The organism is Streptomyces sp. NPDC096079 (assembly GCF_040303145.1).
In the GTDB taxonomy this organism is placed as follows: Bacteria; Actinomycetota; Actinomycetes; order Streptomycetales; family Streptomycetaceae; genus Streptomyces.
The window spans coordinates 1-17,879 of record NZ_JBEOST010000045.1 but is presented as its reverse complement, the minus strand read 5'-3'; the positions used below and the strand labels follow the sequence as shown (position 1 = coordinate 17,879).

Here is a 17,879-nt window from a genome sequence, read left to right as displayed (position 1 = left end):
GCCTCCGGCAGCGGATGACCGCTTCGCGGTCCGGGCCCGGTCCCCGGGCCTGGCCGGCCGCAAGCGGCCGAGCTGCTGCGCCTGCCGCGCTCCGCGCGGCGGAGGTACAGTGCCCAGTGCCTCCCCGGTAGCTCAGAGGTCAGAGCACCCGGTGCACCGCCCCGCGAGGGGTACCAAGAGATGGTTGGTCGCGGGTTCGAATCCCGCTCGGGGAGGCGCAGTAGGCTTGGGGGCGGTAGGCGAGTTGTTGTGGACTGCCGACTGCCCGGTGTCACGTTGGCGCGTGCCCGGACGCGAGCGGGCCCCCCTCCATCTCGGTTGGAGGGGGGCCCGGTCGTCGGTGGGGGAGCGGCTACCTGCGCCCGTGGATCATTCCGGCGATGAGCGCCAGGAGCGCGATCACCATGTACCCCTGTATCTCGGTCACGGTGTCACATCCCGTAGTGGGTCTCGATGTTGCTCTGGATCTGGGCGCCGAGTTCCTGGAACTCCTCCAGGCGGGCGTAGTCGTTGGCGTCTTCCTCGGTGATCATCTCGTTGTCCACGAGCGCCTGGAGGACTTCCTGGACCACTTCGATGCCGAGGGTGTCGGGGTCGCCGCTCACTCGTCCATCTCCTTCGGGCGCCGGCGCTCCCACTCGGAGCGGGTGAGCATCTCGACACCCCACGAGCCGTCACTGTTCTGGGAGCGGACGGGGACGTTGGGCACCTCCAGCTCCTCGATGATCAGCCGGGCCCGGCGGATGGGGCGGTCGGCGTCCGGGTTCTCCGGGTCGATGGGGTCCTGGTAGGTGAACGGGGGGAAGACTTCCGGGCTCATCATGGCTCGGGCCCGGAGCGCGAGATATGCCAGCGTGCCGTCGAGCAACGGCCGTCCGCCGTAGGTGATCTGGAGTCGCGGTTCCATCTCGCTCACTCCTCGGGGGGGCACCAGGGGGTCGGTGGGCCCGTAGGTGTCGTTCATGGGTGAACTGCCCTTCTCGGTAGGGGGTCCAGTATGGCGGGTCAGTGGGTGCTGGGTCGGGGGGTCCTGCACCAGGGGCAGGAGGCGTAGGGGTTGTCCACCATGCAGCCGCACTCGGGGTTGGGGCAGCGCCAGCGGTCCGGGACGGCCACGAGGAGCGGTGCGGGCGCGGGGGTGGGGACGGGGGCGGCGGCGGCCGGGGGCGGGGGGGTGGGGCGGACGGGCAGCGGGGTGCCGGCGGGGCGGCCGTCCATGAAGCCGTCGACGCGCATGCGGCTGACGCGGCCCTGGCTGCGGTACTGGATGACGGCGGCGAAGCGGAGGATCTCCAGGGCGGCCGTGGGGATTGCGAGGAGGCGGTTTCCGTTCTGGTCTTCGATGACGATGCCGTCGAATTCCACGGGGTGGTTGAAGGACATGGTGTCCCCTTTCTGTCTCCTCCACCGTACTACAGAAAGTTCGTACTTTCTAGATTCTTCGTACGGGAGGTTCGCCTGTACGGGGGAACGAAGAAGGGCCCCCGCAGGGGCCCTTCCTACTCCGCCGGCGTCTCACACTCCTTGCGCCGGCGGGCGGTCCGCCACCGGACCTCTGCGGCGAGGGCCGTCAGTCCGAGCGGCACCCCGAACTGGATCACGCCCAGGAACTCCGGCGGGACGCTGCCGGAGAACACCCACCGGTTCGCGACCCAGGTCACGCACCCGGTCACGGCTCCCACGAAGCCGATCCATTGTGCGTCCGCGCGCGTCGCCTCGGCGGTCGGTCTGTCGGCCATGGCCTCACCCCTTAAGATCTCCCACCGCCTTCTCCAGGGCGGTGATGCGCTTGTCCTGCTCCTGGTCCTTCGTCAGCGGCGCCGGCGGCTTCGGCGCGGGCGCGGGCGGCTTCGGCGCGGGCATCTTCCCCGCGGGGTACTTGAGCCGCGCGGCGATGCGGGCGCGCATGGTCGGCATGCCGAAGCCGCTCGGGTCGCTCTTCCAGTCGGACCACTCCTTGTGGCCGATCACGGACCGGGCCGTCCAGCCGTGCGCCCGGCAGACGGCCGCCGCCGCCTTCTCGATCGCGAGGAGCTGCGCGGCCGGCCACGGGTCCTTCCCGTCGCCGAGGTTCTCGCACTCGAAGCCGTAGAAGTGGGAGTTGCCGTCGACGGCGCCCGAGCTGCCCTGGTGCTCGTGCGGGGCGGGCGGGGCGTCGGCGTAGTTCTCCGCCACGACGGCCGCGAGGACGCGCGGGTCGCCGCCGCCCGCATGGTTCGTGCGGCCGTAGCCGACGAGGTGCACGGTGCCGTCCCGTCGGATGACGCCGTGGCAGAGCGGGCCGGGCAGTTCCGCGTATCCGTCGCGGCAGATGGGCACCGCGTTGACCTTGGGGCCGGTGACGGTGTGATGGATCATCACGCCGTTCAGCGGGCCCCAGCCTCCGTGGCCGTTGCGGTTGTGGGTGCGCCAGGAGCCGACCTGTACGACGGTCAGGCCCTCGGCCTGGAGAGCCGCCAGGAAGCGGTCGGCGGTGAGTGGAGTTGCCATTGTCGTGTCCCCTTCCGGTGACTCTATGGTCGCACGGCGGTACGACAAATGACAGAGAGTTAGTTAACTCTCGTACGTTTTAACTCTTAAATCCCTGGCGCCACGGGGGGAGCAGTGGGTTGTACGGCGGCTCCGGGTCGGGCTCTGGGGTCTTCGGCTCGGGGGCCTGCGGGGCGGCCCAGACGACGCCGGAGAGGGCCTCCGGGGCGGGGGGAGGGGCGGGGGAGGGGTCTGGGGTCCGGGTGAGGATCCGGCGCGCGTGCGCCATGCGCATGGACTCGGGGCACCAGATGTCGGGGCACCAGTCGCATTCGGCGGGGTGGTCGGCAATGCGCTCGTCGAGCCCTGCCAGCGTGCGGGGGAGGGGGCGGGCGCCCCGGCGGATCAGGACGCGGAGCGCGTCATTCAGGCTCAATCTGATATCACATTTGCGGTACTCCTCGACCGCCCCGTGGACCGCCGCCCTCTCGGCTTCGGTCAGTCGTGCGTGAAAAGCCCAGGTCAGGAACTTGCTGGGTCGCGGCATGGAAACTGGCCCCACTTTCCCTCGGTTAGCGATACTGCTTTCTCTAGGAAAGTGGTATCACATTCGCGGGTAAGTGGGGCCAGTTTCAGAACCAGCCAGGCCTCAGCGGGTCCCGGCGTCGCGCGCACAGGGGACAGGTCATCATCCCGGCCGCGCACTCCTTGCAGTCGCGGCCGTGGCCGCCGCACTCGGTGCACCAGACCCATGTGCGGCCGGCGCACTGGCCGCACAGCCAGAGCGGCTCAGGTAACGGGGACTCGCTCGACTCGCTCATCCGATCACCACCGTGTACGAGCCGCCGGGGAAGTCCCAGCCTTCAGACCCCTCGCCGAGTTCGCCTTCCCAGACGTCCTCGACGAAGTCGTCCTCGACCTCGTCCGGGTCCAAGTCGCCAGTCTCCCAGCGCCGCTTGAGCCGCGTCCAGGACCACTCCCGCGACTCCGTCAGCTCTACCGTCCGGGTGCGGTCGTCGCGGCCGGTCTCGATCTGGCCCGTCACCTCGATGGGCCCGCGCTCGACTTCCGCCGGCCACCGGCCGCGCATCCGCTCGTACGCCGCAGCGATGAGCCGCTGGTTCGCGGCGGTCGGCTCGCGCGACTCGGACAGCCACGCCTTCAGGGTGTCGGCCGTGGCCGACAGGCCCACCGCTTCGGCGGCTTCGTAGCCGCGCGGCTGAGACGTGATCTTCGAGATCTGCGCGTGCCACCCCTTGGCCGTGTACGACGTCTTGACGCCGACCGTGCCGCCGGCGGCCTCGGCCAGCGCGCTGATGAGCGCGCGGCCGAGGCTCTCCCCGTCACCCCTCGCTGCCACGGCGGGTCCCCCGGTTCTGCCACTGCTCGACGGTCAGCGGGGACATGATCTTCTCCCCGCCGACGGGCACTTCCTTGTGCTTGACCTGGCCGAATCCGGCGCCGAGCCGGTACGGGGTCGGGACCCACAGCTTCGGCGTCTCGACGTCCTGCGGCAGGGCGAAAGCCACCTCGTCCACGTTGCCGATGGACAGGAGCGTGGCGCCGCCCTCGACCGCGCGGTCAGCGGTCCGCCAGTGCCGTACGGAGGCCTCGGCAAGGACGGCCTTGTGCCAGTCCGGGCGCCAGAACGGGGACTTAGCCCGCTTGGGGTGCAGCGAGCGGACGGCGCGAGACATCGACTGCTTGGCCGCCAGGCGCGTGTCGGGGTCCATGGTGGCCGTCTGCTCGCGCAGCGTCCGCGCGTACCGGGCGAACCGCTCGAAGAGCGTGTCGTTGCGGCGGCCGGTCCAGGAGTCGACGACGTCCACGACCTTCAGGCGCCCCTCGGCGGCCAGCTTGTCCAGGAAGTGGATGTGCGGGCCGACCACCCACGCGAGTTCGCCCGGGGCGATGCCGTCGACGGTGCGGCCGAGCGGGTGGGGGATGCCCGCGTTGTGCCGGACCTCCGGATCCCACTCGGGCACGACGATCTGGAACAGGCCCGCCAGGTGCCGGCGCGCGAGCGGGTCGGCGCCGAGGGCCCCGGTGTGCACCAGCGCGTTCGGGGCGACCGGGACCGAGGACATGGCCGACATGTAGGAGCCGTTCCGGTCGAGCACGACGACACCGGCCGCGTCCTCGGGCATCTCGCCCGCCCAGTTCTTCGAGCGGAAGTGGCCGTCGAGCCGCTCGGCTACCAGGGTCCACGGCTTCGAGTCGCGGGCAACCTTGGTCACGACCTTGACCGGCTTCATCCGGCTCGCGTCCACGGAGGCCCGCAGCTCGGCGAGCGAGGGGAAGCGGGCCGTCTCCGGGTGCTCGTCGTCCTCGTCCTCCTGGCCGTTCTCCTCGCCCTGGTCCTCGGCGACGGGGGCCGGGGCGGGGGCCTCGGCCTCGGGCGCCGGAGCCTGCGCGGGGATGCCCAGGAACCGCTCGACGGCCTCCTGCTCGAACGGCGACGGGCCGCACGTCGGGTGCTCGGTCTGGCCGGGGGCGTAGACCTCCATGGGGGTGCCGCACTCGTGGCACTTCGGGTGCTCGGCGACGGTGGCCTGCGTGAGCGTCCAGGCGCCGCGGCGGTAGACGGCGATGTTCTCGTGGGAGAGCCGCCGCAGCGCGCTCTTGAGCGTGTTGGGGGACGTCTCGGGCAGCGCGTCGCGCAGCTCGGCGACGGCCTGCGGGCCCGAGCGGGTCAGGATGTCGACGACCCGCCGCTTGACCCCGCCGAGTTCGGCCTGCGTCGGCGTGATGGCCTCGGTGAACATCCACCGGCCCCGGTCGTCCATCGCGACCGCGTACCGGAAGGGGGCGTCCACGCGGACCTTGTGGGACAGCAGGACGCACTCGTCGTCGTTGTCGGGGTTGCGCTTCAACTGGACGATCGCGGTCGCGGAGCCCGCGACGCCGGTCGAGCCGGAGAGTTCGCCGCCCTTGTTGGTGTGGTGCACCAGGATGAAGGCCGCGTCGTATTCCAGGGCCAATTTGTTCAGCACCCGGACACAGTGGGCGTCCCAGTCGTAGGCGTTGACGCCGTGCGGCTTCGAGCCGAGGAAGAGCCGCAGCGTATCGATCCGGACATATTCGAAGGGGTGTCCGGATGTCCGCGCGGCTTCGAGCCGCTGCTGGAGTTCCGTCACGCGCTCGAAGAACGACTGCCCGGGCCACTCGGTGGCGTAGTAGATGTCCGTGTGCGTCTCGTGGTCGTGGTCGGAGGCGAGGAGACCGAACGGGGTGATCTTCAGCGACCGCTCGGAGGCCAGGCGCATGTCGCCCTCGAAGTCGAGAACCATGCAGCGTACCGGGCGTTCGGGGAGCCAGGGGCCGAGCGGCCGGCCCCACGCGAGATGCTCCTCGACCTGACCGGAGAGCATCGACTTGCCCAGACCCGGCTCGGAGTAGAAGACGGTGACGCCGACGTACAGGAAGCCGTCGAGCAGGCGGGGTGCCTCGCCGAGCGGGGTCTTGCGCGCGTCGCTGAGTCGGAATTCGGCGGGAAGATTCTTGGGGTCGATCACCTGCGTCATGCGGCTGAATCCCCCACTTTCTGCGGCTGCTTCCTCGGGCTCTGGGTACACTCGCTGTGTCCTTTCCTCTGCGTCGACTAGAAGAGGCGAGGCGTTCGGGGCCCGGTCTGATACACCGGGCCCCTCGGCATTTCTGAGAGTAGTCGTGCGGTCACGCTGTGGTGGCCAGTGGGGGAGTCGCGAGCAGGCTCGCGAGGGTGGCCGCTATGGCGTCAAGTCCGTACACAATCCCGAATTGCCCCGTCCCCCCTCTGCGGTCCCGAAAAACTCCTGTCACACTGATATGTCCGACTCCCGAGAGAGCGGAACGGATGTGCTGAAGGTCGTGTGAATGCATCCACCAACCTTCCCCACATTCCAGCACCACGACAGCGCCCGGGGGAAGTGGATTGGCGTCTATCAGATTACGAACGGTGATGCGGCCGTAGCCGTCTGCCGCCAGGGGGATCCGGTGCACGACCCGGACCACGGGAGCGATACCCTCAATCACGCTTGATCCCTTTCGTATCGAGCAAACGGGCCCTGGAGGGTCACATCCTCCAGGGCCCACTCATGCCGCCGGCTCCCCGGGAGACGGCGCCTTCTGACCGATCGTCGACTCCTCGACGTCCGACAGGTCCATGTCCATGTCCGCCGGGGTGATGACCACCAGCGGACGGCCGTGGTTGGTGACCACGAACGTGGTGCCCCGAGTGGCCTCGGCCATCACGGCTCCCAGGTTCCTCGTGAACAGTGTCGCCCGAATACTCTTCATACTGCAAAGAGTACTAAGTTTTGGTGATCACCGGTAGTCGAGTGCGCGGGGTCAGTCGTCGTCGTCGTCGAAGTGGTCGCCGAGGAACCGCGAGACACGGCGCCGGCGCTTGGCCGCCTTCTCCTTCGGCTTCTCCTCGGGCACCTTCGGCTCCTTCTTCGGCGGGGCCGGCCTGCGCCGCTCGGCCTTCTCCCGCTCCGCGCTCTGGCGCTTCAGCTCCGCGTTCTCACGCTTCAGCCGCTCGGCCTCCGCGCGGGCGGCGATCACGTCGTCATCGCCGCCCGGTTCCGGGTCGGGGTCGCCCTGCGGCTCCGGCTCCGGCTCCGGGTCCAGCGCGGGCTCGTCCGCGGGCTCCGGGTCGGTATCGTCCGGCCCGCCGGCCGGGTCGTCGACCTCGGGGCCCGGCTCGTCGCTCTTCTTCGTCATGGGGTCACCGCCTCCCAGTAGTGCACCTCAGCGAGCATCGCCCGCTTCCCCGCCCACACAGCGACCGTGCGGTACAGGGACATCGCCCCGTACCACCCGGCCGCCTCCGCGGGAACGTCCCCCGCTGCCTGCCTGCTGACGGCCCGGCAGGTTCCGGCCACGACGAGCAGGCAGGCAGCGGCCATGATCACGTTCCGCTTTCGCGCCATCACGATTTCCCCACTCTCGATCATGCCACCGTCTTATGCCAAGTAGTTTCGAAAATTAGCTCGAAAGAGCGACATTTCCGCGACTTTGCCCTACAGGGCCCGAGCACCCGGGTAATCGCTCGCGGCGCCGATGTCCTGGATTTCGATCCACGTCGGATTCGCCGCATTTGCGAACCACTGCACGTTTCCGGCACCCGCCGCCCTGTAGACGGTGCCGACGATGACCGTGGTCAGATTCGCCCCGGTCTGGTTCGTGACCACCTGGGACGACTCCCCGTTGACGATCGCGGAGGCCGCGTTGAGCCGGTGCGTCCGCAGCGTGTCGAAGATCGAGTTGCCCGCCAGGTTGGTCCGCCTGATCCGGAAGCCCACCTCGTCGTTCGCGGTGTTGCCCGACCCCTGGTAGTGCAGGGTGATCCGGTACGCGCGGCCCAGCTCGAAGAGGGTGCTGTCCGACGTCACCCCGATCGCCTCGCCCGCACCCAGGGCCGTCGACGCGGTGACGTTGACGTAGGACAGGACCCCCTTGCCGCGGTCCGTGCCGTACGTCGAGAACGTCCCGTTGTTCGGGTCCAGCTCGGCATACGTCCCGGGCGCCGCACCGCCGATCTGCACCGTCGCGCCGTTCAGCCGGGCGACGCCGGTCGTCGCGGCCAGGGTCAGGTCGGTGTTCCCCGACACGTTCAGGCTGCCGTCGTCGAAGCTGATCTCCGAGGAAGCGCTCCCCGAGTAGGACGGCCCGGTGATCTGCCAACGGGTGTCCCCGACTCCCTGGAACCCGATCCGCGCGGGGTCGGTGACGTCCAGCGAGCTGGAGACCCACTCGACTTCCGGCACCGGGGTGCCGGTGACCCTGACGTAGTCGGTGGTGGTGCCCGCGATCACTTCGCCCCGGACGACGACGTCGTTGAACTCGGCGTCGCCGTTCGCGGCGATCCTCCACCCGGCCGAGCCGGCGGCGAAGTTCTCCGACTGGATCGCCTCCCGGATCAGCACGTTGCCCGCGACGATCTCGTTCTGAAAGGTCATGGTGTGTCCCCCTGTGTTCCGGTAACGGTGAATGTCGCGCGGTCGCCGGCCTGGCCGCCGGTCCATACCGCGATCAGCTCCTGGCCCCTGGTCAGGAGAAAGTTCTCGTCGCTCTCGTCGTGAGAGCCGTCGTACGTCTGCCCCTTGCGGGTCGCGTCGCTCTGGTAGTCCTGGTAGTAGGCGAACCGCGGCACCGGCGCCTGCCCTTCCCGGCTGGTCCGCACCAGAACCTTCGTGACGCGCCAGTACGGCGCCCCGCGGTCCGGGCCGATCCGCAGCGTGCCGTTCCCGCTCGCGTCGAGCACGACCGTCTTCGCCACGGCGAGGGTCTGCGGGATGCTCACCCCTCGGCCCACCGGTAGCCGAGGACGCCCACGGCCGTGGTGCCGGTGGCCGACTTGACCCAGACCTCCACGGTCGCTGGCACCTCCAGCGGCACCAGCTTGGGCCAGACGGCCATCGACGAATCCGCCTGGCACGCCGCCTCGGAGAAGGCGACGAGGATGTTCTGGTCCATGCTCATCAGGACCGCGGACTTGCGCCGCGGGTCGGCCACCAGGACGCGCACGGCCCGGGTCGCGGTGGCGCTCTTCGTCAGCGTCGAGCCGCCCTTGTCCGGCAGCACCTGCACGCGTACCTGAGACTCGACCGCCTCGACCCGCACCGGGATCGCGGTCAGGTCGGGCGCCGGCTCCTCCTGGAGGATCTCCGGGACGTCCGGTTCCAGTACGGGCTCGCTCATGCTCCGCTCTCCTTCGTCGTGCCTCCGGTGGCCTTCCTGGCGGTGGCCTTCGCCGGAGCCCTCTTCGCCGCCTTGGCCACGCTCTTGACTGTCTGTCCGACCGGGCTGGACATGGCCGCCTTGCTGATCAGCGGCGAGGCGATGATGTACGCGCCCGTCAGGACCATGAAGCCGCCGAGCCAGACGTAGCCGACCCTCAGCCAGTTCTTCGGCTGCGACATCCACGTCCCGGCCTTCTGGACCGCCTCGGCGACCGAGGCGATTCCCTCGCCCACCGCCAGGACGTCACCGCCGAGGTCCTGGCCGCCGTACTCGTCGGGCAGGAGCGGGGTCGCCGGACCGCCGAGGCCTCCGAGCCAGTCCCAAGGGTTGCTCGGGTCGAAGTCGGCCGGCTGCGTCGTCGAGCCGCCGCCCTTCAGGAACTTCGTGTACGAGCCGTTGGTGTACGCCTCCCACGCACCCCACCCCTGCTGCCGGTAGATGACGGCCGCCGCGCGCGCGTTGTTCACGGGGTCAGACAGCCACCGCTCCGTCCAGCTCGGATGGTCCTTCCGGTGGATCGGGTGGATCTGCCAGAGCCCATAGGCGCCGGAGGAGGGGTTGCGCGCGGTGGTGTTGCCCGAGGACTCGGCCATGGCGACGGCCGCCCAGGTCGCGGGAGGCGTGAGCCCCGCGGACCGGGCGACCATCTCGATCTGCCCCTGGCTGAGGGTGGCCACGTCAGCGCTCGAACTCGCCGCCGCCGGCGAACATGACGTACGGCTCCGTCTCGGCCGGGGCGGGGCCGGTGTTCGCCGAACCCGCCTGTGCGGCCTCCGAGGGGCTCTTGAAGACCCCGCCGAGGGACTCGGTCCAGTTGGACGACCGGGTCCACAGCGCCATGCCGACGGTGGCCATCGAGCCGATGACGAAGATGGTCGGATCCTTCGCGAGGAGGGAGATCGTCGAGACGACGCCGACGCTCATCCACGTCGCCTTGCGCTCGGACTTGTCGATGTCCGGGGTACCGGCGGGAAGGGCCTGGATGTCGGCCTGCGAGGGGGTGGCGTTCTGGTGGATCGCGAGCACGACACCCGCGACCGCCAGACCCGCCAGCACACCCGCTTCGGGCTTGAGAGCCATGGTGGTCACTCCTTACTTCGGGTAGGGCAGGACGGTCGTGCCGCCCGCGTAGATCTTGTTCGGGCCCCGGCTCTTGAGCGTCGACTTGGTCGACGCGGGGCGGCCGGCCTGGCTGCTGAACTGGTAGTTGTAGAGGTCGGTCCCGCTGATGTGCAGGCCGTTGCGGGCGGCGATCTTGCTGTAGTTGTCGCCGGGCCGGTGCATGACCGTCTTCCACCGGGTGGGGTACTTCTTCGCCGTGACGGCCGGTGTCTTCCCGGTCGGCTTCGGGGCCGTCGGGGGCGCCGAGGGCGTCTTCTTGGCCATCGTCCGGACGCTGACCGTGGCCGACTTCGGCCCGACCTGGCCGCCGGAAGAGACCGCGGCCACCGCGAAGCTGTACGACGTGGCCGGCGACAGGCCCGTCACCGACGCCGAGGGCCCGCTGGTGCTCATGGCCTCAGTGCCGTTGCGGTAGACCCGGTAGCCGGTGACGCCGGCCACCGCGTTCCACCGCAGCGAGACGGCCGTGTCGCTCCCCGGCACCCCGATCAGGCCCCCGGGGGCGACGATCACCGCGACGTCGCCGCCAGGGATGACCGAGTGGTAGCCGACCGGCGGGTTGCCCCCGACCGCGAACGCGGCCTGGACGATCTCGATCTGGGCCTTGGTCAGCGGCTTGTCGGCGAGGTACTGGCCGAGGGCGGCCAGGATCGTCGCATACGACCACTTGTCGTCCTGGGAGAGCTTGGCGGCGACGTACTGGGTCCACTGACTGTTCGTGGTGCCGTGGAAGCCGTAGTCGTCGACCGAGCCGCCGCCCGAGCCGGAGCCGTCGCCCTCGGGGAGCCCATAGTCGTTTCCGTCCCGGACCGCGCCGGATACACCCGGCAGGGTGCCCCCGTCCTCGAAGCCGGGGTCGGTCGGCTCCTCGGCCGCCGCCCCCTGCCGGGCCTGGTAGTAGCGCCAGCCGACGAAGACCGCCGCGAGGGCCCCGACGCCGATCAGGACCTTCTTGTCGACCCCGCCGACGCCGGGCAGCTGCACTTCGCCCTGGAGCGCGTTCACAGCCGCCCCCCGTCGTCGAAGGTGCCGCCGGTGAAGTACGCGCCCGCCTCGGCCGCCTCATGGTCCGTCAGGGCCGTCTCGGACGGCGTGGACCACAGCGAGGGGACTTGGAAGGGGTTCAGGATCCACGTGTCCGTACCGCGCGTGGACGGTGTGTACGGGGCGGGGTCCTCGATCGGGCCCTTCTCCATCGGGAACGCGGGCGTCAGGCCCGTGTAGGCCCGCAGCTGGGCGTCCTGGCCCACCTTGCCCGGCAGTTCGTACAGCCCGAACATCTCGTAGCGGTTGCCGAGCCGGTAGCGGCCGACGTTCGCCTGGTCGCCGCCGTAGACGTCCGGCTTCACTCCGTTGGTCCGGTCGTACGCGTTGGTGCCGGCCTGGAGGTAGGCAGAGCCGTCCGGGACGTCCTCTCCGGTCTGCCACGGCATCCGGCCCGCAGTCACCTCGATGGACCGGCCCTGGGAGTCGTGCTTGTACGGCTGGTAGCTGTCCGGCCGGTAGTCGACCTGGGAGTGGTTCGCGACCATCCGGGCCGTGTCCAGGACCCCCGACAGCGTCGAGACGATGTTCGATCCGACCGGCGGCCGGACGGCCGCCCAGTGCCCGAACTGCCGCGGCTGCATGTCGGTGTGGACGGTGACGTCCTCGGGCTGCCACACGTCGAACGCGGCCGGGCGGACGCCCTCCGGCTGAGGGTCGAACACATCCGGCTCGGGGTCGGGGTGCGTGTGCTCCCGGTCGACGCCCTGCACCGGGGTGTAGGCGGAGAAGTGCGCCGCGCGGGTCAGCGCACCGGAGTATGCGGTCATGTCACCCCCTCAGGGATAGTTGAATGTTGGACGAATGCTCGAGCCTAGCCGCGACCCTGAGCTACCTTCGTCCAGTCCGAGACGCCCTTGAACCCCGCCGAGAGGACCGAGGCCGTCTGACGCCCCGGCAGCACCAGCGCGGTGATGAGACCCGTGGCGGCGATGATGACCGCCACCTTCTGAAATCCGTTCATGATTCAACTTCCGCTCTTCTTCCACCACTCCAGGGCGGATTCGACAGGGGAGGGGACAGAGGCCTGCGTGCGGGTCAGCAAGACCGTCAGGAGCGTCGTCCAGGCCAGAACCTTCGCCCCCTGCGGCCAGGCCCTCTCCGCGAGGGAGAAACCGACAGCGGCCAGGCCGGTCGCGACCGGGACCCGCCAGTCCATCGGCTGGTCGTGAAAGACCGTCTGGTTCGCCACCGTCACGGCGCCGGTCGCCAGGATGATCCCGGTGGTCTGGCTCATGCCGCCGCCGTATCCGGGGACGAGACCGCCCCCACGTACCGGCGGACCACCCACGACGGCTGACCGAACATGATCTTCTCGGCCGGGCCCTCCTGGACGTTCGACCGCGAGTTCTGCTGACCGATCGCCGTGCCGGGCCCGGTCGCGATCGCGATGTGGCCGGCCCCGCACAACAGGTCGCCCGCCTGCATCTGCGCACGGGGCACCGTCCGCAGCTTCGACCACGTCAGGTAGGAACCTGTCACCGACGCACCCGGCGGCTTGATCCCCAAGTCCTTCAGGGACTTGCCCACGAAGGACGAGCAGTCCGAGTACCCCGACTGCCACCGCCGGGCCTGGCTGTAGCGCTCGGCCCGGTGCCGCCGCGCGGCCGTCACCAGCGACCCGCCGAAGCCGCCGCCACCGCCGCCGGCCGACACCTGGGCCAGATCCCCACCACTGCGCCGCGAGGGGTCCCTGGTCCAGGCCACCGTGTTGGTGTTGAGCGACTTCGTCTTCCCGCTGGTGACGTCCTTCAGGGCCTCCAGGGGCGAGACGCCCTGGATTCCCGCGTACATCAGGAGCCCGCCGGCCGCGGCGAGCCCCACAGCGACCCCCGACACTCCACCGGACTCAGCCACGGGTCAGCCCACCTTGGCCATGACCTTGGGGACGACGAAGTAGCCGATGGCCATCCCGACCGCGAGGGTGGTGAACGGCTTCAGGAAGCGCGTCATGATCTTTCCTTCCGTGAGAACTTGCCGGATTCGGGGACTTTCCTCACCTCGGCAAGTCGCCGGATTAGGAAAGTTGCCTGGTCAGCGGGCGGTCAGGCCCTTGATGTTTCCGCCGGGCGGGCGCACGAACTGGTACATGGTCGTCAGCTTGTGGGTGCCCGCGCCGCCGATGGTTCCGCGGACGCCGAGGGTGTCGGCCGCCGAGACGGACAGGTAGCGGTAGCGGTCCTCCGAGCCGGCCTTCAGCGAGTTGTCCACGATGAACGGCAGGACGAAGTGCCCGCGGTCACGGCCGCCGGGCGTCTCCACCGTGTTGATGTAGCCGTAGTCCCGCTCCATCTGCCGGATCCACCGCGACTTCGTCCGGTCATACGGGACGTCGTTGTTGAAGTAGACCTGCATGGGGTCGGGCCAGTCGGTGTCGCCGGTCGCGCGGGAGTCGAGCGAGTCGCGCAGCACGAAATGCAGGGTGCGGTACGAACCCTCCTGCTGGCTAAGCTCCTCGTCGATGTTGCCGGCCGCGAGTTCCATCGTGTTCCGGCGGAGGTAGAGCACCGCGCCGAGGCCGGGCGGCGACGTCACCGTGGCGTTGCCCTGCGCGTCCTTCCCGCTCGACTGCCGGTAGGAGTCCTGCCAGATCTTCACGGTGTACGTCGGCGCGTTGGTCGGCGCGGTCGAGTAGATCTGGGTCAGGGTGCCCACTGTCATGTCCACGGCGTAGGCCGAGTTGCTGTTGGTGTTCGGCAGCGGCCCCAGGGGCTCACGTCGGACAAACTGCACCGGAATATGCAGAATGTACGAAAAAGACCCACCCGTGGCGCCGCCGCCGGTGACGGCGGAGTACGTCTGGGACTGGCGCGGGTCATCGGAGAACGAGAACCCGCCGTGCTTGACGAACGTCTTCAGCTCCCACCCGGTCATCGGGCCGAGGATCGGCTGACCACCGGTGTCGGAGAGCTGGAAGTTCGCGATGGAGATCTCCGGCGCGTCCTCCTTGAACGCGACGGCAGCCGCGTTGCCGGCGGCGACGGCGGAGAACTCCACGAAGAGGTCCGCCAGGAAGCCGTTCGTCTTCGGGTAGAAGGTGTCCAGCGGGGTCTGAGACGCGCTCAGCGTGCCCGTCTTCTGGTAGGTCCGGGTCTCCAGGTCCAGGCTGCCGGGGAAGAACGGCCGCAGCATGACCGGCGCCTTCCCTGCCTTCCCCTTGTCCGGGGCCTGCTGCGCCGCGGTGGACGTAGTCATGTGCCCTCCCTCTTTAGGGTTGAAGTGTTGACGCTTCTACTAAGCATTGCTTACAGAAGGTCACTTTGTCCATCAGTTCTGCTTACGGTTCCACGATGCACATCGTCCGCTCGTTACGGTTGATGTAGAGGAATTCGAACTCCTCCAAGTCCGCGACAATGCGCCTGACCAGCGCTTTGTCGACGGCCGCAGCGATCTCCCCGAGCCGTTTCTGCGCGTCCTCGTCCATGTCGCCACCCAGAAACAGGTGGTGAGCCTGGTAGGACCACCGGCTGATCCAGGCCGCGCGCTGCGACGCCACCCACATCCCGCACTCCATCGAGCGGCCCTTGGTATGGACCGTCCGCACTTCCTTCTTCAGGCCCCCCTGCGGCAGTTCGTTCTCCAGGGAGTACGTCTCATCACCGAAGAGAATCCGGTCCCCGCGCTTGTAGGAATCGAGGATCGCCGCGCGGAAGACGGCCTTCTGGCGAGACTCGTCGATGTCCGGATCGAACGTGGTCTCCGGCCACACCACCCACCCCGGCGGCTTCGTCTTCAGCCGGTCCCGCAGCGACGGCGGCCACTGACGCACCGTCCGGAACCGGGCAGACTTGGAAAACCGGGTGACCGTCTCGTCCCGCGGCTTCATCACGAAGACGAGCGCCGGACACTCGGGACTGGCCGCCTCCTTCAGGAGCTGGTAGGACAGCTGGGTCTTCCCGCCGCCGCTCGGCGCGAGCACCGTCACGTGCTGCCCCGGCTTGTAGTCGAAGACTTCCCTCACGAACTCGCGGCGGCCGTAGTGCATCACGTCGCCGCGCCAGTCGTTCCGGAGCACGGCACCCTTCATCAGGCCACCTGAAGGTCCGGGACGGCCTCGCCCAGGGCCTCCGTACGCCGCGCGATCTCCTCCGCCTCGACCTCAGCCATCGCCAGGAGCTCCGCCTCCATCTCCCGCAGCGCACGCGCGTGCTGAAGGGCCGCCACGTTCACGAGCGACCGGGCGCCGGCCGCCAGCGACTGATCGGGCGCCATGTGGTTCTTCGCCAGGGCCGCGCCCAGCTTCCCCAGCTCCTGGATCAGGAGGAAGGACGGCGCGAGATCCTCGGCCTTGTCCATCCACGCCAGGACCCCCGGCTTGTGCTTGGCGTAGGCCATGACCCCGTCCACCAGACCCGGGGCCGCGGCGTGCAGGATCACCGCGTCACCCGCGAGGGCGTCGCCCTGGCGGTTGCCGATCCGCTTGCGCACGGCAGGGTTCACCCCGGCCGCCGCGAGCGGCGTGATGACCATCTGCGCCAGGCCGAGGAGCATCCCGCGCGTCTCTTCCTCGGAGCGGCCCTTCTTCGCCGAGGACGTCTTCGCCGCCGACTTCGCCGCCGGGGCGCCGGCCTTCTTCGGCGGGGCGGCCACCTTCGGGCCCGCGTTCGCTGCAGGACGGCCGCGGTTGCTCAGCTTCGGGTCGCCGTTGGCCTTGTAGCCATACGGCGCGTACGGGGTGCCGTTCTCGTCGCGCCCGTGCGGCGCCTGCTCGTCGATGTCGTCAGCCACGGAATGTCCCTCCCAGGGCGAGTGCCTGTATCTGCGGGGCGAGCCACGGGCCCGCGAGTTCAAGCCGCTGCGGTACCACCGGCTCCTCCTCGGCGAAGACGACGCCGGCCTTCTTCGCCTGGCGCGCGTAGCCGAGGACCACCCACGCCTCGTTCTCCTGGATCCCGCCCGGGTTGACCTTCACGTAGAAGCACCAGGGGTCGGAGATGTTGTGCCGGGCCGCGTCCCGCCGGGTGTCGTACAGGACCCCGTCCGGGCTCTTCCCGTCGGACAGACGGACCGCCACGTACTTCCCGTACGCCCCGTCACCCTGCGCCATGACGTGCAGGTTCACCGCGTCGCACAAATGGCGAACGGCCGTCTTCTCCTCTTCGGTGGCAAGCTGCCACGCCTTCAGAGTCATTTCACAACCCCCTGACCTGCACGAACGTACGCAGCCGTGGCCAGTCCGAGCGCGAGAACGGAAACCGCGGCTACCGCAATAAGCGCGACCGTGGCCCATTCCGTGGTCTCGACGACGCGGCGGGAAGCCGTCGACACGTCGTCGAGCGTCGCGCGCGCCGAGTCCAGCGCGTCATGCGTCTTCGATCGGATGTTCATAGCTAAAAGGTTAGCTCTTCAACTGTGAGTTGTCGTCAGAGTACGAAGATAAATTCTCCGAACCGGAGGATTTTTCGAGTCATCTCGTACTAAGGTCTGATCTAGGCCCCAGTTTTAAGCTGGCTGCTGGCTGGGGCCGGCCTTCTCCTCCGAGCACCCGTGGGGGGTCGCGACGGAGGCAGCCCAGAGACGGCCCCGGAGATCCCCTCCCCGGGGCCGTCGGCGTATCATGAGAAGTAGGACTTTCAGGGTATTTCGGTCATAGGATTCCCCTGCAAGCCCCGCCACGGCCCCACCACATGGGGCCGTCGGCGCACACCCGGACAGGATGGACACGTTCCGTCACAGCCGTTACACTGCCCCCAGACGTAAGAAAGCCCCGGTCTTCGGACCGGGGCTTTCGGCGTTCCTGGGGACCGGGTGCACCGGGTGCACCGGGTGCACCGGGTGCACCGGGTGCACCGGGTGCAGCACTTAGGGCAAAAGATTCGATTTAAGTTCGACGGAAAGTAGGGCGAAGTGGACAGAATCAGAAGGCGTGATGTTGACGCGGTGTTCCGCGGCTTCTCCGAGACCCTCGCCACCGCGATCGGTCAGCCGACCCCGCCGCCCCCGCCGCTGACCCGCCGCCAGGCCCTCGGCGTCTGGCTCGTCCTGCTCTGGGAGGATGTCCTGGCGCCCCTGCTCCTCCTTCTCCTCGCCCTGGCCGTCTCGGCCGCACTCGTCATCGGCTTCGTCGCCGCCGCCCGGTACGGATGGGAGATCGCCGGATGATCCGCTACCGCGTCCACCTCATCTTCAGCACCCCCACCGTGGAGCCGTCCTCCTTCCGCATGGACGTCTACCTGGACCAGGACGCCGGGCACGCGCGCGCGTCCGAAGTCGCCCTCCTCGCACTCATCGATCAAGTCGGCCAGCACACCCTCATCTCGTCGAGCGTCGACAGCGGCCCGCGGGAAACGGCACTCCCGAAGCCGCCGGCCAAACCAGATATCGACGGCTTCATCATCGAGCCGTGCCCGAAGGCCGAGCGTCACGGCCCCCACCGTTGGCGCGAGCCTCTGGAAGACCCCGACTTCTTCGCCGACTACGCCTGTCTCGGCGTGCGGTAGCCGACAGCGGAGCTTCGCCACCCATCCAGCGCGCCGGGACGGCGCGGGGCGGAGCATCCGCTGCCGGAGGCAGAGCGG

28 protein-coding genes and 1 pseudogene are annotated in these 17,879 nt (G+C 69.2%); 3 read left to right on the top strand and 26 right to left on the bottom strand.

Annotated elements, in window-relative coordinates; genetic code table 11:
- Positions 1–121: 121 nt before the first annotated feature.
- Positions 122–215, top strand: a pseudogene (locus ABTY59_RS37455).
- Positions 216–431: 216 nt separating this feature from the next.
- Here ABTY59_RS37455 and ABTY59_RS37450 read toward each other — a convergent pair.
- The 26 genes from ABTY59_RS37450 to ABTY59_RS37325 form a co-directional block, all read right to left on the bottom strand.
- Positions 432–605 carry a hypothetical protein gene (locus ABTY59_RS37450; protein WP_352023628.1) on the bottom strand — a complete coding sequence of 58 codons (174 nt, stop codon included), beginning with the start codon at positions 603–605 and terminating at the stop codon, positions 432–434.
- Positions 602–907, bottom strand: coding sequence for a hypothetical protein (locus ABTY59_RS37445; RefSeq protein ID WP_352023627.1), 306 nt, complete (start codon positions 905–907; stop codon positions 602–604). The genes ABTY59_RS37450 and ABTY59_RS37445 overlap by 4 nt, the downstream gene beginning before the upstream one ends.
- A gap of 98 nt (positions 908–1,005) precedes the next feature.
- Positions 1,006–1,383, bottom strand: a complete 378-nt coding sequence (locus ABTY59_RS37440; RefSeq protein WP_352023626.1) for a hypothetical protein — start codon at positions 1,381–1,383, stop codon at positions 1,006–1,008.
- A gap of 116 nt (positions 1,384–1,499) precedes the next feature.
- Positions 1,500–1,739: a hypothetical protein gene (locus ABTY59_RS37435; RefSeq protein ID WP_352023625.1), complete on the bottom strand. Its 240-nt coding sequence runs from the start codon at positions 1,737–1,739 to the stop codon at positions 1,500–1,502.
- 4 nt (positions 1,740–1,743) lie between these two features.
- Positions 1,744–2,490: a peptidoglycan recognition protein family protein gene (locus ABTY59_RS37430; RefSeq protein ID WP_502995474.1), complete on the bottom strand. Its 747-nt coding sequence runs from the start codon at positions 2,488–2,490 to the stop codon at positions 1,744–1,746.
- 79 nt (positions 2,491–2,569) lie between these two features.
- Positions 2,570–2,905 carry a hypothetical protein gene (locus ABTY59_RS37425; protein ID WP_352023624.1) on the bottom strand — a complete coding sequence of 112 codons (336 nt, stop codon included), beginning with the start codon at positions 2,903–2,905 and terminating at the stop codon, positions 2,570–2,572.
- 381 nt (positions 2,906–3,286) lie between these two features.
- Positions 3,287–3,829 (bottom strand): hypothetical protein, encoded by a 543-nt coding sequence (locus ABTY59_RS37420; protein ID WP_352023623.1) that lies wholly within the window; start codon positions 3,827–3,829, stop codon positions 3,287–3,289.
- Complete coding sequence (locus tag ABTY59_RS37415; RefSeq protein WP_352023622.1) at positions 3,813–5,993, bottom strand: AAA family ATPase; 2,181 nt, start codon at positions 5,991–5,993, stop codon at positions 3,813–3,815. Before ABTY59_RS37415 ends, ABTY59_RS37420 begins: the two co-directional genes overlap by 17 nt.
- A 550-nt stretch (positions 5,994–6,543) precedes the next feature.
- Positions 6,544–6,747 carry a type II toxin-antitoxin system Phd/YefM family antitoxin gene (locus ABTY59_RS37410; RefSeq protein WP_352023621.1) on the bottom strand — a complete coding sequence of 68 codons (204 nt, stop codon included), beginning with the start codon at positions 6,745–6,747 and terminating at the stop codon, positions 6,544–6,546.
- A 51-nt stretch (positions 6,748–6,798) separates the two neighbouring features.
- The gene (locus ABTY59_RS37405; RefSeq protein WP_352023620.1) at positions 6,799–7,173 is read right to left on the bottom strand and encodes a hypothetical protein; all 375 of its coding nucleotides are present in this window, start codon (positions 7,171–7,173) and stop codon (positions 6,799–6,801) included.
- Positions 7,170–7,382 (bottom strand): hypothetical protein, encoded by a 213-nt coding sequence (locus ABTY59_RS37400; protein ID WP_352023619.1) that lies wholly within the window; start codon positions 7,380–7,382, stop codon positions 7,170–7,172. Before ABTY59_RS37400 ends, ABTY59_RS37405 begins: the two co-directional genes overlap by 4 nt.
- Before the next feature lie 90 nt (positions 7,383–7,472).
- On the bottom strand, positions 7,473–8,411 hold the full coding sequence (locus ABTY59_RS37395; RefSeq protein WP_352023618.1) for a hypothetical protein: 939 nt from the start codon (positions 8,409–8,411) through the stop codon (positions 7,473–7,475).
- Positions 8,408–8,755 (bottom strand): hypothetical protein, encoded by a 348-nt coding sequence (locus tag ABTY59_RS37390; protein ID WP_352023617.1) that lies wholly within the window; start codon positions 8,753–8,755, stop codon positions 8,408–8,410. The genes ABTY59_RS37395 and ABTY59_RS37390 overlap by 4 nt, the downstream gene beginning before the upstream one ends.
- Positions 8,752–9,153, bottom strand: a complete 402-nt coding sequence (locus ABTY59_RS37385) for a hypothetical protein (protein WP_352023616.1) — start codon at positions 9,151–9,153, stop codon at positions 8,752–8,754. Before ABTY59_RS37385 ends, ABTY59_RS37390 begins: the two co-directional genes overlap by 4 nt.
- Complete coding sequence (locus ABTY59_RS37380) at positions 9,150–9,872, bottom strand: transglycosylase SLT domain-containing protein (RefSeq protein WP_352023615.1); 723 nt, start codon at positions 9,870–9,872, stop codon at positions 9,150–9,152. The genes ABTY59_RS37385 and ABTY59_RS37380 overlap by 4 nt, the downstream gene beginning before the upstream one ends.
- A gap of 1 nt (position 9,873) precedes the next feature.
- Entirely contained in the window at positions 9,874–10,275 is a 402-nt protein-coding gene (locus ABTY59_RS37375) for a hypothetical protein (protein WP_352023613.1), read from the bottom strand.
- 12 nt (positions 10,276–10,287) lie between these two features.
- Positions 10,288–11,322, bottom strand: coding sequence for a fibronectin type III domain-containing protein (locus ABTY59_RS37370; RefSeq protein WP_352023612.1), 1,035 nt, complete (start codon positions 11,320–11,322; stop codon positions 10,288–10,290).
- On the bottom strand, positions 11,319–12,131 hold the full coding sequence (locus ABTY59_RS37365) for a hypothetical protein (RefSeq protein ID WP_352023611.1): 813 nt from the start codon (positions 12,129–12,131) through the stop codon (positions 11,319–11,321). Before ABTY59_RS37365 ends, ABTY59_RS37370 begins: the two co-directional genes overlap by 4 nt.
- A 44-nt stretch (positions 12,132–12,175) precedes the next feature.
- Complete coding sequence (locus ABTY59_RS37360) at positions 12,176–12,325, bottom strand: hypothetical protein (protein ID WP_352023610.1); 150 nt, start codon at positions 12,323–12,325, stop codon at positions 12,176–12,178.
- A gap of 3 nt (positions 12,326–12,328) precedes the next feature.
- Positions 12,329–12,598, bottom strand: a complete 270-nt coding sequence (locus tag ABTY59_RS37355; RefSeq protein ID WP_352023609.1) for a hypothetical protein — start codon at positions 12,596–12,598, stop codon at positions 12,329–12,331.
- Positions 12,595–13,218, bottom strand: coding sequence for an NlpC/P60 family protein (locus tag ABTY59_RS37350; RefSeq protein WP_352023608.1), 624 nt, complete (start codon positions 13,216–13,218; stop codon positions 12,595–12,597). The genes ABTY59_RS37355 and ABTY59_RS37350 overlap by 4 nt, the downstream gene beginning before the upstream one ends.
- 177 nt (positions 13,219–13,395) lie before the next feature.
- Positions 13,396–14,556 (bottom strand): hypothetical protein, encoded by a 1,161-nt coding sequence (locus ABTY59_RS37345; RefSeq protein ID WP_352023607.1) that lies wholly within the window; start codon positions 14,554–14,556, stop codon positions 13,396–13,398.
- Positions 14,557–14,638: 82 nt separating this feature from the next.
- Positions 14,639–15,376: a hypothetical protein gene (locus tag ABTY59_RS37340; protein ID WP_352023606.1), complete on the bottom strand. Its 738-nt coding sequence runs from the start codon at positions 15,374–15,376 to the stop codon at positions 14,639–14,641.
- Between the two features lie 11 nt (positions 15,377–15,387).
- On the bottom strand, positions 15,388–16,089 hold the full coding sequence (locus ABTY59_RS37335) for a hypothetical protein (protein ID WP_352023605.1): 702 nt from the start codon (positions 16,087–16,089) through the stop codon (positions 15,388–15,390).
- On the bottom strand, positions 16,082–16,492 hold the full coding sequence (locus ABTY59_RS37330; RefSeq protein WP_352023604.1) for a hypothetical protein: 411 nt from the start codon (positions 16,490–16,492) through the stop codon (positions 16,082–16,084). Before ABTY59_RS37330 ends, ABTY59_RS37335 begins: the two co-directional genes overlap by 8 nt.
- The gene (locus ABTY59_RS37325; protein ID WP_352023603.1) at positions 16,489–16,689 is read right to left on the bottom strand and encodes a hypothetical protein; all 201 of its coding nucleotides are present in this window, start codon (positions 16,687–16,689) and stop codon (positions 16,489–16,491) included. Before ABTY59_RS37325 ends, ABTY59_RS37330 begins: the two co-directional genes overlap by 4 nt.
- A gap of 552 nt (positions 16,690–17,241) precedes the next feature.
- Between ABTY59_RS37325 and ABTY59_RS37320 the strand changes: the two genes are divergently transcribed.
- The gene (locus ABTY59_RS37320; protein ID WP_352023602.1) at positions 17,242–17,463 is read left to right on the top strand and encodes a hypothetical protein; all 222 of its coding nucleotides are present in this window, start codon (positions 17,242–17,244) and stop codon (positions 17,461–17,463) included.
- Positions 17,460–17,801, top strand: coding sequence for a hypothetical protein (locus tag ABTY59_RS37315; RefSeq protein WP_352023601.1), 342 nt, complete (start codon positions 17,460–17,462; stop codon positions 17,799–17,801). The genes ABTY59_RS37320 and ABTY59_RS37315 overlap by 4 nt, the downstream gene beginning before the upstream one ends.
- Positions 17,802–17,879 lie beyond the last annotated feature (78 nt).